The sequence below is a fragment of the Gemmatimonadota bacterium genome, from assembly GCA_026387915.1.
Taxonomy (GTDB): Bacteria; Gemmatimonadota; Gemmatimonadetes; order Gemmatimonadales; family Gemmatimonadaceae; genus Fen-1231.
Genome location: JAPLKS010000021.1, coordinates 46,393 through 62,050, shown reverse-complemented (window position 1 = coordinate 62,050; position 15,658 = coordinate 46,393). Strand labels below are relative to the sequence as shown.

At 62.8% G+C, this 15,658-nt stretch carries 15 protein-coding genes; 8 read left to right on the top strand and 7 right to left on the bottom strand.

The window, feature by feature from the left end:
- Nucleotides 1-37: 37 nt before the first annotated feature.
- A complete protein-coding gene (locus NTZ43_13945; protein MCX5768315.1) occupies nt 38-727 on the bottom strand; it encodes a DUF305 domain-containing protein in 690 nt (229 codons plus the stop codon).
- A 208-nt stretch (nt 728-935) separates the two neighbouring features.
- Here NTZ43_13945 and NTZ43_13940 point away from each other — a divergent pair, with 208 nt between their 5' ends.
- The 4 genes from NTZ43_13940 (at nt 936) to NTZ43_13925 (ending at nt 5,772) form a co-directional block, all read left to right on the top strand.
- Nucleotides 936-4,022 carry a M14 family zinc carboxypeptidase gene (locus NTZ43_13940; GenBank protein ID MCX5768314.1) on the top strand — a complete coding sequence of 1,029 codons (3,087 nt, stop codon included), beginning with the start codon at nt 936-938 and terminating at the stop codon, nt 4,020-4,022.
- A 37-nt stretch (nt 4,023-4,059) separates the two neighbouring features.
- Entirely contained in the window at nt 4,060-4,725 is a 666-nt protein-coding gene (locus NTZ43_13935; GenBank protein MCX5768313.1) for a cyclase family protein, read from the top strand.
- Nucleotides 4,722-5,225, top strand: coding sequence for an SET domain-containing protein (locus NTZ43_13930; GenBank protein MCX5768312.1), 504 nt, complete (start codon nt 4,722-4,724; stop codon nt 5,223-5,225). Before NTZ43_13935 ends, NTZ43_13930 begins: the two co-directional genes overlap by 4 nt.
- A 142-nt stretch (nt 5,226-5,367) precedes the next feature.
- On the top strand, nt 5,368-5,772 hold the full coding sequence (locus NTZ43_13925; GenBank protein ID MCX5768311.1) for a hypothetical protein: 405 nt from the start codon (nt 5,368-5,370) through the stop codon (nt 5,770-5,772).
- A 132-nt stretch (nt 5,773-5,904) separates the two neighbouring features.
- Here NTZ43_13925 and NTZ43_13920 read toward each other — a convergent pair whose 3' ends face one another.
- The 5 genes from NTZ43_13920 to NTZ43_13900 all read right to left on the bottom strand — a co-directional run bounded on the left by NTZ43_13920 (nt 5,905) and on the right by NTZ43_13900 (nt 11,098).
- Nucleotides 5,905-7,710, bottom strand: coding sequence for a M20/M25/M40 family metallo-hydrolase (locus NTZ43_13920; GenBank protein MCX5768310.1), 1,806 nt, complete (start codon nt 7,708-7,710; stop codon nt 5,905-5,907).
- 87 nt (nt 7,711-7,797) lie between these two features.
- Nucleotides 7,798-8,574, bottom strand: coding sequence for a c-type cytochrome (locus NTZ43_13915; protein MCX5768309.1), 777 nt, complete (start codon nt 8,572-8,574; stop codon nt 7,798-7,800).
- A 31-nt stretch (nt 8,575-8,605) separates the two neighbouring features.
- Entirely contained in the window at nt 8,606-9,397 is a 792-nt protein-coding gene (locus tag NTZ43_13910; protein MCX5768308.1) for an RnfABCDGE type electron transport complex subunit D, read from the bottom strand.
- Complete coding sequence (locus NTZ43_13905) at nt 9,387-10,349, bottom strand: FAD:protein FMN transferase (protein ID MCX5768307.1); 963 nt, start codon at nt 10,347-10,349, stop codon at nt 9,387-9,389. The genes NTZ43_13910 and NTZ43_13905 overlap by 11 nt, the downstream gene beginning before the upstream one ends.
- Nucleotides 10,346-11,098 (bottom strand): FMN-binding protein, encoded by a 753-nt coding sequence (locus NTZ43_13900; GenBank protein ID MCX5768306.1) that lies wholly within the window; start codon nt 11,096-11,098, stop codon nt 10,346-10,348. Before NTZ43_13900 ends, NTZ43_13905 begins: the two co-directional genes overlap by 4 nt.
- A 178-nt stretch (nt 11,099-11,276) precedes the next feature.
- Between NTZ43_13900 and NTZ43_13895 the strand changes: the two genes are divergently transcribed.
- Nucleotides 11,277-11,561, top strand: coding sequence for an antibiotic biosynthesis monooxygenase (locus NTZ43_13895; GenBank protein ID MCX5768305.1), 285 nt, complete (start codon nt 11,277-11,279; stop codon nt 11,559-11,561).
- A 54-nt stretch (nt 11,562-11,615) separates the two neighbouring features.
- Entirely contained in the window at nt 11,616-12,458 is an 843-nt protein-coding gene (locus NTZ43_13890; GenBank protein ID MCX5768304.1) for an N-acyl homoserine lactonase family protein, read from the top strand.
- Nucleotides 12,459-12,514: 56 nt separating this feature from the next.
- Here NTZ43_13890 and NTZ43_13885 read toward each other — a convergent pair whose 3' ends face one another.
- Nucleotides 12,515-13,039, bottom strand: a complete 525-nt coding sequence (locus NTZ43_13885; protein ID MCX5768303.1) for an RsmD family RNA methyltransferase — start codon at nt 13,037-13,039, stop codon at nt 12,515-12,517.
- Nucleotides 13,040-13,267: 228 nt separating this feature from the next.
- Between NTZ43_13885 and NTZ43_13880 the strand changes: the two genes are divergently transcribed.
- Nucleotides 13,268-15,151 (top strand): CocE/NonD family hydrolase, encoded by a 1,884-nt coding sequence (locus tag NTZ43_13880; GenBank protein MCX5768302.1) that lies wholly within the window; start codon nt 13,268-13,270, stop codon nt 15,149-15,151.
- Nucleotides 15,152-15,345: 194 nt separating this feature from the next.
- Nucleotides 15,346-15,648 (top strand): hypothetical protein, encoded by a 303-nt coding sequence (locus NTZ43_13875; GenBank protein ID MCX5768301.1) that lies wholly within the window; start codon nt 15,346-15,348, stop codon nt 15,646-15,648.
- The last annotated feature ends 10 nt before the right edge of the window (nt 15,649-15,658 follow it).

Sequence of the window (15,658 nt, the reverse complement as noted above, 5' to 3'; positions counted from 1 at the left end):
GAAATGGGGGGAGTGTGACGGTCGAGCGTGACGTGATTCACGGGGCGCGTTTGTTGAACACCACCCGAGCGAGCATCTCCCGCATGCGCGAAATCTCGGTGGTCTGATCGGTGTTGACGTCGGAGGCAAACTTGAATGTGAGCTCGTCCTGTCCAGCGCCCTCGGAGGCGAAGAGATCCTTCACCATGGTCACAGCACCCGAGTGGTGCTGAATCATGAACGTGAGAAACAGCCGGTCAAAATCAGCGCCGCGCGCGGCGTCGAGTTCTTTGAGCTGCGCGTCGCTCAGCATCCCCGGCATCAACATGACCATCGTCATGCCGTTCATCTTCATCTTCATCGGCACGGGCTTGGCTTCGGGCACCGTCTGGTTGCGGTCGCGGAGCCACTGCTGCATCAGGGCGATTTCGTCGGTCTGGGCATTGATGATGCGGGCGCAGAGCGTTTGCACCGCCGCGCTCGCCCCGTGCGTGGGCGCCCATTTGGCCATCACGATGGCCTGCGCGTGGTGGCTGATCATGCCGGACATGAAATCGACGTCGGCTTCGGTGTAGGGGAGCCGAGCGCTGTCGGCGCGGGCCTTGGCCTTGGCCACGGCGTCGCTCTTTTGCCGAGCGGGTGAGGGCGGCGAGCTACCAGCGGCGCCCTGGGCGGCGGCGGATGAAGCAGCGGCCAAGGTGGCGACAGCGACAGCCGCCAGCACAAGGCCGGAACGGATACGGGACATGGGGTCTCCTGACTTAGGACTCGGCCGGCACTAGGCTCCCGGCGGCGGGCCGGAAGCCAGAATATAGTAGCACTCAGGGGTTGGCTTTGATACGTTGCCCCGTAGGCGACTGTTTCACTCGCCTTGGACGGCCTACAGCGGCGCCGCTGGCCGGAGCGTATTAATAGTTGTCTCCACAATTCCCCACTTTCCGGTGCGAAGGCCCGCTATGTCACGTCGCGCGAAGCTGTTATCCACGCTGCATCGCTCCCTCCCGCTGCTCGGGCTCCTCGCCTTTGCCGCGCCCATGGTGGGTGCGCAGCAGTTCACCACCGAGACTCGCGACGCCAAGCAGAAGCAGGACGCGGGCTTTGAAAAAGACTACAAGGCGTGGCTCGCCAATCCCAAGCACGGGAGCCCGCTGGTTGATCACCTGCCGTTGGTGAATGGCATCCCAACGCCAAAGGACGTGCTCGGCCACCACGTGGGCGCCCCCAAAACGCTCACCTATTACGCCGATCAGCTGAAATACTATCGCGCCTTGGCCGCAGCCACGCCGCGCGTGAAGGTCGAGACAATTGGCAAGTCCGATGAAGGACGAGAACTCGTTGTGGTGTGGGTGTCGAGCGACGAGAACATGAAGAAGCTGCCCCAAAACCGCGCCAATCTGGCCAAGATCGCTGATCCGCGTGGGATGAGCGAGACGCAGGTGCACGAACTGATCACCGTTACCAAGCCGCACTATCACCTGATGGGCGGACTGCACAGCGGCGAGACGGGTCCATCCGAAATGTTGATGGAGCTTGTGTATCGCATTGCGACCGAGACGTCGCCGATCATCACACAGATTCGCAACAACGTGTACGTGTCGGTGACGCCAGTGGCCGATGCCGACGGGCGTGATCGCAATGTGGATTGGTTCTACAAGGGACTCGATTATGCGGCCGCGAATCCGACGGTGCCTGGCGCAGCGGCTGTTACGCCCGCCGCGCCGGCCGAAGGTGGTGGACGCGGTGAAGGAGCAGGTGGTGCAGGTGGCGGCGGCGGTGGTCGTGGTGGTTCACCGATCGGTGCCGTGCCGTATTGGGGGAAGTACGTCTACCACGACAACAACCGCGACATCAACGTCGAACTGATGCAGATGCGCACGATCGTCGATTGGTACTTCACCGCGCATCCGCCCATCATGCACGATCTGCACGAAGCGCAGCCGCTGCTCTACACCTACAGCGGCGGCATGCCGCAAAATCCGAACCTCGATCCGCTGCTCTTCTCCGAACTTCCGTGGTTTGCGAACTTCGAGATGGCGCAGATGACCAAGTGGGGCATGCCGGGCGTGTACACCAACGCCTTCATGGACGGCTGGTCGCCGGGCTACCTCGGCTCCGTGGCGTACAATCACAATGGCTTGATGAAGATGTACGAGACGCAGAGCGGGCGGGATGTCGAGCCACCGGCGGCGGTGGTGCCGGCTACGCCTGCGGCGCGCACGGATAGCGCGGCAGGTGGACGTGCCGGCGGACGCGGCGCTGACAGTGCCGTAGCTGGTGGTCGCGCTGGTGGTGGTGGTCGCGGCGGTCGTGGTGGCGGCGCTGGTACGACGGTTGCCGCAGGGGCTGCAGGTGCTCCCATTGCCGCAGCTGGCGGCCCTCCCGGCGGCGGTCGCGGTGCGTCCGCGATTCCGACTGGTCGCGGTGGCGCGCAAGATCGCGAATGGTATCGCGGCATTCAGTACACGCAGGACGACATCAACACCTTCACGCGTCGCTCCAACACCAACTACATGGAGACGGGCGTCATCTCCGCGCTCCAGCTCACCGCCATGTTTCCGGCGACGGTGCTTGAGAACTTCTACATCAAAACGCGCAACTCTATCGAAGAAGGGAAGCACAAGGCACCGTACGGCTTTGTGGTGCCGGTGCAGCGCGACATGACGAAGGTCGCGGAGTTCATCAACATCCTCCGCGTGCAGCGCATCGAAGTTGGGCGCGCGACGGCGGCGTTCAAGGTTGGTACCACGACGTACCCCGCCGGTTCGTTCGTGATCAAACGCGATCAGCCGTACGGACGTTTGGCCAAGAACTTGATTGAAAAGCAGCAGTTCCCCGACGCGCGCATCACCACGTACGACGACAGCGGCTGGTCGATGGGAATGGCGATGATGGTCGACGTCGCCGAAATCGCCGATTCCGCAGTACTCAAAGTAGCCACGACCCCAGTGACCACGGTCACGCTCAAGGGCACCGTGAAGACCGCGGGTGCGGCGAACGCGGGGATGGTGATCGCGCACTACGGCTCAAACAACATGATCAGCTTCCGCTATCGGCTGAAAGACGTGCCGATGCAGATCGCCGAGAAGTCGTTCAAGGTGGATAGCGTTGAGTATCCGGCCGGTTCGTTTGTGATCACCGACATGTCGAAGGCGCCAGCCATTCGCGCGGCGGTTGAAGAGCTTGGCCTCACCGCTGCGATGTTTGCCGCCGCGCCGACCGTGCCGACGCACGCCGCCGATGTGCCGCGCGTCGCCATCTATTCCGCGTGGACGAGCACGCAGAACCTCGGCTGGTATCGCCTCACGTTCGATAAGTTTGGTGTGCCGTATGACCTGATCTACAAAGAGCAGGTGAAGCCGGGCAATCTGCGCGCCAAGTACGACGTGATTCTGATGGCCGAGCAGAACCTCGGCAAACAGACCACGCTCGCCGCTCCGGCAGCCAAACCCCAGAGCTATCAGAAGAGCGACAAGTACAAGTTCCTCGGCATGTACGGCGAGACCGCCGACATGAGCGGCGGACTCGGGCAGGACGGCGTAGATGCGATTGCCGCGTTCCTCGACGGCGGCGGCACGCTGATCGCCGTGGGCGATGCGGCGCGGTTGCCGATCGAGTTCGGCTTTGCGCGCACCGTGGACAAGGCCGCGGTGCCGGGACTCACCTCGCAGCGTCCGCTCGTGCAGGGCGAAATCCTGAAGGCGGAACATCCCGTGTTCTACGGCTACGCCGACAAGAAATTCCCCGTGAAGTACGTGGGCGGCTCGCCGCTCAAGGTGGGCGTGGCGGATGAAGCGAATGTGCTGGCCCGGTATGTGGGCGGCGATGCCGCCGTGCTGAGCGGCCTGATGGTCGGCGCGGATTCACTCAAGTCGCGTCCGTTCGCCGTGGATGTCCCGATGGCATACAAGGGGCACGGCCGCGTGATTCTGTTCTCGAATAATCCGATTTATCGCTGGCAGAACCACGGCGAGTTCAACATGATCTTCAACTCGGTGTTGAACTGGAACGACGTGATTGCGCCGGCGCCGACGGTGGTGCCATGAGCGAGCGCACCTGGGCGGTTTTGGCCGGAGCGACCACGTGAAGCCGCCACGCCTCATTGATTGCAGTCACACGGTCGAGCACGGGATGGTGACGTACAAAGGCCTTCCCGCGCCGATCATCTGTGATTATCTCAGCCGCGCCGATTCGCACACGCGGTATGAGGCCGGCACGGAGTTTCAAATTGGAAAAATCGAGATGGTGGCCAACACCGGCACCTATGTGGACAGCCCGTTTCATCGGTATGCGACCGGCAAAGATTTGGCCGATCTCCCGCTGACCTCGCTGGCCAATCTCGACTGCCTCATTGCACGCATTCCGTCTGGTGCGGACCGGACGATTGACCGTCTGCCATTTTCCGCCGACGAAGTACGCGGAAAGGCGGTGATTGTGCACACGGGCTGGGACCGGCACTGGCGCACCGATGCGTATCACGACAAACACCCGCACCTCACCGGCGAACTCGCCGAGTGGCTGGTGAAGGCCGGCGCGGTATTTGTGGGAATCGACTCGTTCAATATCGACAGCACCGATACGGGCGCGCACGATGTGCATAGCGTCTTGCTCAAGCACGACATTCCGATTGCCGAACATTTGTGCGGACTTGGAGCGGCGCCGGATCGCGGAGGCAAATTCTTTGCGGTGCCAGTGAAGGTGCGCGGATTTGGCACGTTTCCGGTGCGCGCCTTCGTGCTGGCCGAATGACGAACGTGCTGCGGAGCGTTGGCTCGGAGCTCGTCGGCGTCATTGAGCACGACGGGGCGCGCCGCGTCGTGGCGGTCGTGCGTGTGGCGGCGGGGACCGAGGTGTACCGGATCGAGGGGGTTTCCAGCGTCACGCCAACGCGGCACTCCGTGCAGATTGGCACGGACATGCACGTCGATACGCCTGACGGGTGCAGCGACATCGAAATGCTCGACCAGTATTTCTGGCGCTATACCAACCATCACTGCGAACCCAACACGGTGTTGCGCGGACAGTCTCTCGTGGCGGTATGCGATATTGATCCGCTCGAAGATGTGACCTTCAACTACAACACCACCGAAGTTGCGATGGCGACGCCCTTTGACTGTCATTGCGGTGCTGTGCACTGTGCCGGGTCGATCCGGGGTGCGTCGGCGCTTACCCCGACGGACGCGGAACGACTAGCCCCGCTTCTGACGCCTCATATTCGGCGGTTCCTTTCGCGGCGCCCCCTGGCGTGAGCCGGAGGGGTGCCCGTTGTCCCACAAAGGGCGGAATCGACCGCTCCTGTGATATCGCGCGAAACCGTTGCGCGCCGTAGATTTGACCCATCGGCCGATCGTTTGATCGGCTACCAGAAATTACCCACACCCCCGGGGGACCATGCGACACGCTCTGATGTACGTCGGCGGCTTCGAACGCAATTTCAGCAAGCTCGTCCCGGGGGGCACGACGTTCGAAGGCACCGACGGACAGGTGCATACGTATCCCGAGTGGCCAGCGTCGGTGGACGGTCTTCGCATCAGCTATATGGAAAAGCACGGCAAGAAGTTCTGCGCCGTGCGCGTGGCTGACGGCAAGAACGACGTCGTGCTCAAAAACGAGCTCGTGCTCGTTCCGGGGACGCACTTCGGATTCGGCCTGCACCTGAGCGGTGAGCCGACGCCTGTGGACGACAGCGTTGCCATCATGACGCTCCTCGAGGACATCCTCAAGAAGAACGTCGAAGCGAGCGAAGAGCTGCTGCTCATTCGTACGCGCTTCAAGGCTGCGTTGGGCGGCAAGTAAGACAACCGGCGCGCGCCAGCCGCGCGCCTCGCTCGATACACCAACCGATACACCAACGACGCACAAAACACCGCGCCCCCACGCCGAATCAATCGGCGTGGGGGCGCGGTGTTTCTGTTGCTACCTCTGGAACTAGTACCGCGTCTTCGTCTTGCGCGGCACCTTGCCGCAGTTGGTCGGCCAGTTGGCCGGCCACGTGCCTGGCGACTTGTCACGCGCAATGAACACCGGATCTTCCGACGCGGCGTACACCATCATCGCGGCCAAAGTCGCGTTATGCTTGAGATCATCGAACGCGATTTTGTCGTACGTGTCGCGGTTCGTGTGCCAGGTGTACGTGCTGTAGTTCCAGCCTACCGCACCCATCCCAATCGACGGCGTACCGAAGCACGCAAACACGGCGCCATCGGTGCCGCCGGGGTTGCCAGTGGGCACATCATTGAAGCTCCAGCCCACCACGTTCGCGCTCATGCTGTCGGTAAAGAAACTCGGCAGCTGACCATACCAGCTCTTGAGATGCGGCCCGATGGCGGTGAGGCCAGACGACGACAGCGAGGTGACGCGTCCCGTGCCGTTGTCCTGATTGAACAGCGCCTGCAGCCCCTTCATCACTTCGGGGTGGTCCTCGGTAAACGCCGTGGAGCCATTGAGTCCCTGCTCCTCGCTCGCCCAGTGGCCAACGAGAATCGTGCGCTTTGGCTTCGGATACACGGTCTTGAGAATGCGCATCGCTTCCATCGCCATCAGCGTGCCGGTGCCGTTGTCCGTTGCGCCCGACGAGCCGTCCCACGAGTCAAAGTGCGCGGAGAGCATCACATACTCTTCCGGCTTCTCGGTGCCCTTGATCATGCCAATCGTATTGAACGCCGGCTTTTCGCCGAGCGCCTGCGCCTCGAGGTCGAGACGCACCATCGGCTTCTGTTTGTTGTCGGCGAGGCGATACACGAGGCCGTAGTCTTCGCACGTCAGCGTGACGGCGGGCGCAACGGTGTTATACGTCTCAAACACCTCGATCACGCCCCAGCCGCCGGCACCGCCAGGGCCACCACCAAATCCACCGCGGCCCTGCGCCGCAGCTGGATTGTTCGCGGCCGGCCCACCACCACGCATGCTGCCAGCGCCCGGCGCAGCTGCGCCGCCACGCCCGCCACCAGCGCCGCGCCCACCACCCGCACCACCAGCACCGGCGGCGGCGAACGGATTGGCGAACCCGCTCAACTTGTTGCGCGACGAAATCATGCCGACAACGCCGGCCTTCTCGAGACGCAGACCGAGCGTTCCCGTGCCGAGCGCGAGCGTGTAGCCGGTGCCGCGATACATCTTGGTGCTGTCGGCTCGGCCATCGGGGCCCGTCATCACGGCCCACTCGCGCTGCAGTTCAGCGATCGTGGTGTCCATGCGTGCCTTCGATTCCGGCGTCGCGAACTTGATCCAATCTTCCGACGGACGGCAGGTGGGGAATGCCGGCGAGAGCAACACAATCTTGCCCTTGGCCTTCGGCAACCACTTCACGAATTCTGTGCTGTCCTTGAACTTCGGCAGCACAATCGCTTCGGCGGTCACTGGCTTTCCCTTGGTGCCGGGGCTCCAGGAGAGCATCGTCCCTTCAAGCGACCGCACGCGCGGTTGCATGAGATCAATATGAGATGTGCCGCGCTTCCAGCCGCGCCACGTGCCGTAGTTATCGCGCTTGGCGTCGATGCCCCACGATTTGTACTGGCCAATCACCCAGTCGCTCGCGGACAGAAGTCCGGGGGCGCCGGTCAGGCGGGGTCCGACGGAATCGAGCAACGTCTGAGCGAGCGACTGGACATGCGAGCTGTCCATGCCGAGGCGCCAGATGCGCTGAATGGTCGCGTCCGACGACTGGGCGGCGAGCGGCGCCGCGCCGAGGAGCGCGAGGGCGAGCGTGCTGGTGACTTTGCGAAAGTTTGTCATAGGTCGATGGGTGAGACGGTACGGCTGCGGAAACGTCACTATCAATCCTACGGAAAAAACGACGGCTCTGCTGGAGCCGGCGGTCGGTTACGGCGTCTTGCTGATCCGCTGGAGCATCTGCTGCAGCTGGGGATTGTTCGGCTGAATGGCAATCGCCTTCTTGAGCGCGTCCAAGGCGGCCACGGTGTCGCCGCTTGCCAGAGAGATCTGCGCCATCGACTGGTAGGTCGGCGACGACTTTTCGTAGAACTCGAGGTTCAGCTTGAGCAGCGCAAGCGCGGCCGGGCGCTGGTTGGCCTGCGCGAGTTCGTTGGCAGCGCGGGCGAGCGAGGTTTCTCCAAAATCGTACGCCGCGCTGCCGAAGTACTTGGCCCGCAATTCACGGTACAAAGCTGTGGCCGAGTCAGCGCCCTTGGCTTCCACCGCGCCGGCGAGTGCCGAGCGCAGCGACTGCGGCTTGGCCAGCCCGTGATGACAGGTTTCGCAGGTGACGCTATTGCGCGCGCCAAACGTGCGGCCGGTAAGCGGCAGATACTTACCGTTGATGTCCATCATCATCTTGAGCATTTCACGGGCGACTTTCTTTTCTTCCTTGCTGTCGGCGGCGTAATCGAGCGGCGGTCCACCGCGTCCACCAGCTGGGGCAGCAGCGTTGGCGTCCACCGCGTGGCAATGGTCGCAGCGCACACCGAGGGCGGCCGTAAAGCCGTTCATCGCCGCCGTGATCTGCTGACGCGGCGTGTCCTTGGGAAATACCTGCAGGTTCTTGGGTGGCTCACCGCCGCGTCCACCCTGCGCGAGCAGCAGGACTGGCGTGGCGAGGAGCGTGAGCGATGCGAGCGACACTCGGCGAAACAGGGACATGGGCAGGGTCCGGAGGGGAGTGAAGGGGGGGCTATGCAGTGAGCGGCCGGCGGCGAACTCGACGAAACGTATCCAGCGCGTTCGCCACGAGCATCCCCGCGAGCAACCAATACGCCGCGCCAATCCACATAAATGCCGCATACGCGACGACACCGATGCCGGTGCCATAGATGAGTTGATCGCGATCGCGCGGCGGTGAGGTTGGCGGGTCAGTGACCATGAATAGTGCGAAATAGAGCGCCGCGTGTAAATCCGGCGCCCGGTACAATTCGGCCACATGGGCCGGATTGACGGCAAAGGCTGTGAGCGTAATCAACAGGTAGTAGCTACCGAGAAACCCAAGGACGATGGGCGCCTTGTTCACTTTCCAGGTAATGAACGCGCCGGTCGCGACGAGCAACAACAGCCACGGGGTGGCCATCTCTGGAAGGGCGCCCCACCAGCTCTGGCCGGAATCGAACACGTAGAATGTGGCCACGAGTCCGAACGCAGCGGGATTGAAAATATTCGCCTTGCCCACGCGGAACAAATACTTACTGACGACGCCCACGCCTGCCGTGACCGCCGCGATGTACCACGGTTCGTGCGGACTCAGAATGGCGGCCACGATCATGCCGGTGATGAGCGCGCCGTCGGGAAACACCCAGCGCTTGTGCCGCCAGCGCAGGAGCGGTGCATCGAGGAGCATCGCGGCGGCAATGGCGCCGCAGAATCCCGGGGCCACCAAGGCCAGTCCCTCACCGATCGCCGCAATGCCCGTGAGCACCGACAAGATGATGATGAGCAGTCCCTTTGGCGTGCGGAAGAAGCGCCTAACGTTCATCGGCCCCCGCTACGAGCGGCGGATCAAAGCGGTGGACATCGCGCAATCCGGACGTCTCAAATCGTTCGATCGACGGCGTGACTAACAGGCCGTCCACGTCGTGGGTGTTGAGAAACGCCAATCCGGGCGCAGCTCCTAGCACAAAGGCCGTGGTGGAGAACGCATCGGCGACCATCGCGGTTGGCGCGATCACCGTGGCGCTCGCGACCGTGGTCGCGCCCACTTTGGCGCGCGGGTCAATCAGATGGTGCCGTGTAGGATCGACGGGGCTCAAGCGTTCGTAGTCGCCGGAGGTGCACACGGCCGCATTCGAGACACGCACGGTCTCAATGAGCGTACCCTCGATGCGCGGGTGCCGGATGCCGACGCTCCATGGCTCGCCAGCCGCATTGCTCCCGCCAAAGTATCCGTCGCCGCCGGCGTCGATTGCAAAGTTTTCAAAGGGTTGGAGCTCGCGCGCGGCCATGTCCACCGCGAGTCCCTTTGCGACGGCGCCGAGATCGAGCACAAGCGGGCGGCGAATCGTGATCGTGCGCCGCTCACGATCCAGCACGACGTCGCGATACGTCGCGTCTGGGTCGACTTCAAACGGCGTCTGCACGAGTGTGCCGCTCTGATAATTTCGGTTGAACCCGAGTGTCGACAGGCGGTGCCCGACGGTCGGGTCGAACGCACCGCCGGAATCTTCGGCAACGGCGAGCGCAAAGCCCACGGCCTCATACAGGAGGTCCCTGACCTTCACGGTCTCACCCACGCGCGTCGACAGCTGGGCCAGTTCGCTGCGCGGGTCAAAGCGGCTGCACACGTCGGTGACTCGCTCAAACCATCGATCCGCGCGCGCAATGGCCGCCGAGCGTTCGGCGCGTGCAATGGCGGTATGGCCGGGGCCCACGATCTGAATGGTGACCGTCGTCCCCATTCGCGCCGTGGTCACAACGAGGGATTCGGTCACCGAGCGAGCTTCAGCGCTTCGACCACGGCATAGTAGAACGCATTCACGCTCTGCGTTGCGCCGGACACGTAATCCACTTCTGGGCTCTGGCGGAGCGCCACCTGCGCTTGCAGATGCCAAATCCACGAGCAGGAATAGCGGGTGAGGCACTGGGCGATGCGGGCGGCAAAAATGTGTCCGTCGCGAATCTCAACCGAGGCCTGAATATCGCCGTGCCGCGACGTTCCCCAGCCGTAGTAGGTGCCGTCCTTGTACGGCCCGCGCTCGCCCTGGGCCGCCGAGGTGGTGCTGTCAGCCGCCGATGTTGATGCTGGGGCAGTGGAGTTCGTGGAGTTGTTGGTACTGCTAGTTCCGTTCACTGGCGCGACCGGGGCAGTGGCTTTGTTTGCCGCCGCCGAGGAATCCGTGTGAGCCGCTTTCTTTGGCGAGGTGGTCGTCGCGACCGTCGGTGTCGTCGCGGGAGCAGTCGTTGCGCTGGGCGCGACGACTGCCGTGGACGCGGGTTGACCGGTTGTGGGGGGCGCCGAGGCAGCGGCGCCCTTCGCGACCCCATTCGGCGAACTCACTCCCGACCCAGCCGGCGTAGCGGCCTGCTCCACGCGCGGCGGCTCGGCGGCTGGCCGGCGCGCGCCCGTTTCCTGCGCGAACAGCTGCGCCGCCGCCTGCGTACGCATGTAGCCCGCCGCGTAGATCGTAAAGACCGCGGCGGAACCGAGTGCGACGAGGTTGTTCTTGCGCTTTTTGCTCACAATCGGGATCCTGGGCGCGTGTCCACTACGGGGGCCGCAGTCCGAAACTTACGTGACACACGGTGATTAGGTACGCGGGAGCAGGCTCTGGCGCTGAGTGCACGGTGCCACGGCCCCCGCTTTCACGAATCCGGCGACTGTGCCATCGTTCACCTATCCTCCAACCCCACCCCCCGACATGCCCATCACCCGCGTCAACGAGTTTCACGCCCTTCCAGAAAAAGCCGCCGATCTGCGCACCTTTCTTCAGGAGGTCGTCTTGCTCATTGAGGACGCGCCGGGGTGCATCAGCGTGACACTGTTTGCGCACCACGATGATGTCACCCGCTTTGCGATCATCGAAGAGTGGCAGAGTATCGACGCGCATCAGGCGTCGGTGACACACATTCCGTCTGAGAAAATCAACGAAGTGCGCACCCTCATCGCCGAACCTCCCAAAGGCGTGTACTATCAGGCCATCTGAGAGTTCATAGCACCTCGCGCTACGTCGTATTCACTGATGTCAGGGAGTTCTCGCATGTCACGTGCCACGCGTTTGTTCGCGACTGTTGTGCTGTCGATGCTGGCCGCGCGCACGCTCGTCGCACAGCAGTCGCCAAGCTACGAAGCGTACGCCATTCAGTACGGCACGCTCGCCAACTTTCCCGTGCGCGGCCTTGTGGCCGGCGCAGACACGGCGCGACGCATCGACGTGGCGGCAATGGTGTGGCTGCTCAAAGCGCCGGGCGGTCGCACGGTGTTGGTGGACGCGGGGTTCTATCGCGATGAGTTCATGGCACGGTGGAAGCCGGTGAACTATGTGCGCCCATCACAAGCGGTCGAGGCGTTCGGTGTCCCGGCCGGAAGCGTGACCGATATCATTGTCTCACACGTGCACTGGGATCACGCCGACGGCATTGATCTCTTTCCCAACGCGCGCATTTGGATTCAGCGCGCCGAGTATGAGTACTATGTGGGGCCCAGTGGGGAGGCGCTGCAGTCGGGCATCACGGCGAGTGACGCGGCAATGTTCGCCCGATTGAAAGCCGCGGGCCGCGTGACGCTTGTGGAAGGGGACGATCAGGAGCCAATCCCCGGCATTCGGGTGTACACGGGCGGCCGTCACACGTACGCGTCGCAGTTCGCCTCGGTGCGCACGCGTGCCGGGACGGTCGTGATCGCTTCGGACAACTGCTATTTGTACGAGAATCTTGAGAAGCACGCCGCGATTGCGCAGACCTTCGACGCAGCGTCAAACCTCGCCGCGCAGGCGCGTATGGCGACGATTGCGACATCGCCCAAGCTCATCGTGCCGGGTCACGACCCCGCTGTGTTCCTGCGCTTTCCGATCGTCAAGCCGGGCGTCGCGCGCATCGACTGAGGGCGACGGAAGACAGCGCGCTAGATGCGCCCGTCGCGCTAGATGCGCCCGATGCGCTAGATGCGGTAGATCGTGATCACCGTATCGTCGATCACGCGACGCTCCGCAGCCTTCGGCACTTTGGGCATCACGTGCGCGAGTTCGTGCTCGACCGCGAGCACGCGCGAAAACTTACGCGTCCGCCAGCTGCCAATCACATGGTCAAGCATTTTTGAACCGTACGGCGGATCCGCGAACGCAATGTCGTAGCGTCCGGTCTCCAACTCGGCGGCAAAGGGAACCGCGTCCTTTTTGAAGACGCGCGTCTGATCCTTGAGCCGAAAGAGCCCAATGTTCGCTTTGAGCGCGTGTAAACTCGACGGGCGCGTCTCCACAAAGTCCGCGGTCCGCGCGCCACGCGAAATAGCCTCAATAGCCAGCGCCCCCGTGCCAGCGAACAGCTCAATCACCCGCGCGTCCTTGAGGTCGGCTGCCAGCAGATCGAGCATCGCCCCGCGCACATTCTCCGCCGTGGGGCGCACGCGAAAATCCAATGGCGACGTGAGGTCGCGACCCGTGAACTTGCCTTTGAGGATTCGCACGAGCGAGTACGGAAGTGAGAAGACGGCCTGTGGTGCCCCAGCGGGTAACCGACGTGCCGCGTACTAATTGCATAGTACCGTATGGACGCACCGCGTCCAAGGACGCACTCTTAGGAATACCTCTGCTGAGGATACTTCCGTATGAAGCTCATACTCCGTCCGCTCGCGGCGACCGCCGTGCTCCTGCTTGCCTCCGTTCAGCCGGCCGCCGCGCAGCGCGGTGGCGGAATGCCCGACAGCCTGCAAGCCAAACGCTGGGCTGTCGAAAACGAACTGAAGTCGATCGCTGTTGTTGAACGCAAAGTGATGATCCCGATGCGCGACGGCGTGCGCATTGCCGCCGACATCTACTATCCCAAAAACGCCTCGGAAAAATATCCGGCGATTTGGGTGCGCACGCCCTACAACTTCAACTACTGGGACGTCGCCAACGGCGTACCACGCGATATGAGCGCCGCGCTCACCGCCGTCAAACGCGGCTACGCGTTTGTGGACATGCAAGAACGCGGGCACTTCTTCTCCGAGGGGAACTACGACATCCTCGGCGCCCCGATCTCCGACGGCGACGACGAACTCAACTATCTCACCTCGCGTCCGTGGTCCAACGGCAAGGTGGGCACTACCGGTTGCTCTTCAACCGCCGAATGGCAGCCGGCCGTGGCCTCGCTTGGGAACAAGGGCTTCACCGCGATGAATGTGCAGGGCTTTGGCGCCGGCGTCGGCAAGGTTGGCCCGTACTACGAAATGGGCAACTGGTATCGCGGCGGTGCCGTGCAGATGCTGTTCATTGACTGGCTCATGGGCGAGCAGAATCAGGTGCGCCCCATGTTCCCACGCAACACGTCGCAGGAAGATCTCATTCGCGTGTCCAAGTCGTTTGACCTCGCGCAGCACCTGCCGCCGGTGGATTGGGCGAAAGCGTTCTGGACGTTGCCAACGATTGATCTCATCAAGGCCGTCGACGGCCCGCACGGCGTCTTTGCCGATTCCATGCCCGTGGCCAGCGGCGGCGCAATGATGAAGCGCACGCCCAATGATCCGGCGTGGCGTAAGGGCGGACTCTGGCACGAGAACATGGCCATCAACATTCCGGGCCTCTGGTTCATGTCCTGGTACGACGTGTCCGTGGGACCGAACCTCGCGATGTTCAACCACGTCCGCAAAACCGCCAAGGGCGCAGCCGCCAATCAACAGTGGGCGGTTATCGCACCCGTGGCGCACTGCTCGTACACCCGCGCCACGGAGCACACGGTGGTGGGCGAACGCGATATGGGCGATGCCCGACTCGCGTATCAGGAACTCACGTATGAGTTCTTTGATCGCTTCCTCAAGGACAAGCCCGTGGCCGCGATGGATACGGTGCCGAAGGTTCGCTACTACGTGATGGGGCTCAATCAGTGGAAGACCTCGGACGTCTGGCCGCCCAAGGACGCCGTCCCGATGACCTTCCACCTCGGTAGCGAAGGCAACGCCAATACGCTGAAGGGCGACGGTGTGCTCTCGACCATCGCGCCCAAGACCGACAAACCCGACAAATTCTCCTACGATCCCAAGAACCCCGTGATGTCGTACGGTGGCAATGTTTGCTGCCAAGGGAACGCGGTGGTGGCCGGATCGATGGACCAAAGCAAGATGGAAACGCGGCCGGACATCCTTGTGTATACGACAGAAGCGTTCAAGGAAGGGATGGAGTTGAGCGGGCCGATTATTCCCACGCTCTATGTGTCGTCCGACGCCAAGGATACGGATTTCACCGTCAAGGTGATTGACGTGTACCCCGATGGCCGCGCGTACAACTTGGATGAGTCCATTCAGCGCATGCGCTATCGTGACGGCTACGACAAGCCCGAAGTGTGGATGGAAAAAGACAAGGTGTATAAAGTCACGCTGCAACCGCTCAACACGAGCAACTACTTTGCGCCCGGCCACAAGCTGCGCATTGAAGTGACGAGCTCCAACTTCCCGCGCTTCGACCGCAACCTGAACACCGGCGGCAAGAACTGGAACGAAACCGAGCCTGTGGTCGCGCACAACGTGGTGCACCACTCGGCGCAGTATCCGTCGGCACTCACGGTGACCGTGGTCAAGGGGACGATGCCGATCGTCCCGTGATCGGAAGGTGAGATGAAGTCCATCGTGCGCTGATCCTCAAGCACGGCGGACCGTCCTCAACGGCAATACTCGAGCGGCGCCCCGAATCTTCGGCGGCGCCGCTCGTGCATGCGGGGGATCGATCACACCGAGCGGAAACCACCCGCCGCTCGGCGCTCTTCCATCGGAGTGCCTCCTCCCCACATCTTTTTACTATGTCCGAATCCCTCGACCGCCTCTGGGCCGACGACCGCCACTGGCTCGCCGGCCGCATTTACGTGTGCAAAGACGACCCGCGCCTCGTGGTGCGCGGGCGCCGCTTGTTCGCGTTCTACACGCTGAATTTCGCGCACAAAGCGTCGTATCTGGTGATGCTGCTCAATATTGTCATCATCGGCGGTGGCCTGCTGGTCGTGAAAATGATGCGCGCCTCAACCACCACATCGCTCATCACGATGTTCGGCGCGTTCGCGGCAGTCATGCTCTTTCAGGCACTACTCGCGCGCTCGGTCGAGTGACGTCGCGAAC

Bases quoted from the DNA above. Each gene is read 5' to 3' on its own strand.
- NTZ43_13880 (MCX5768302.1), top strand. From the start codon at position 13,268: ATGCCCGACAGCCTGCAAGCCAAACGCTGGGCTGTCGAAAACGAACTG.
- NTZ43_13915 (MCX5768309.1), bottom strand. From the start codon at position 8,574: ATGTCCCTGTTTCGCCGAGTGTCGCTCGCATCGCTCACGCTCCTCGCC.
- NTZ43_13930 (MCX5768312.1), top strand. From the start codon at position 4,722: ATGACGAACGTGCTGCGGAGCGTTGGCTCGGAGCTCGTCGGCGTCATT.
- NTZ43_13890 (MCX5768304.1), top strand. From the start codon at position 11,616: ATGTCACGTGCCACGCGTTTGTTCGCGACTGTTGTGCTGTCGATGCTG.
- NTZ43_13925 (MCX5768311.1), top strand. From the start codon at position 5,368: ATGCGACACGCTCTGATGTACGTCGGCGGCTTCGAACGCAATTTCAGC.
- NTZ43_13895 (MCX5768305.1), top strand. From the start codon at position 11,277: ATGCCCATCACCCGCGTCAACGAGTTTCACGCCCTTCCAGAAAAAGCC.
- NTZ43_13875 (MCX5768301.1), top strand. From the start codon at position 15,346: ATGTCCGAATCCCTCGACCGCCTCTGGGCCGACGACCGCCACTGGCTC.
- NTZ43_13940 (MCX5768314.1), top strand. From the start codon at position 936: ATGTCACGTCGCGCGAAGCTGTTATCCACGCTGCATCGCTCCCTCCCG.
- NTZ43_13920 (MCX5768310.1), bottom strand. From the start codon at position 7,710: ATGACAAACTTTCGCAAAGTCACCAGCACGCTCGCCCTCGCGCTCCTC.
- NTZ43_13945 (MCX5768315.1), bottom strand. From the start codon at position 727: ATGTCCCGTATCCGTTCCGGCCTTGTGCTGGCGGCTGTCGCTGTCGCC.
- NTZ43_13910 (MCX5768308.1), bottom strand. From the start codon at position 9,397: ATGAACGTTAGGCGCTTCTTCCGCACGCCAAAGGGACTGCTCATCATC.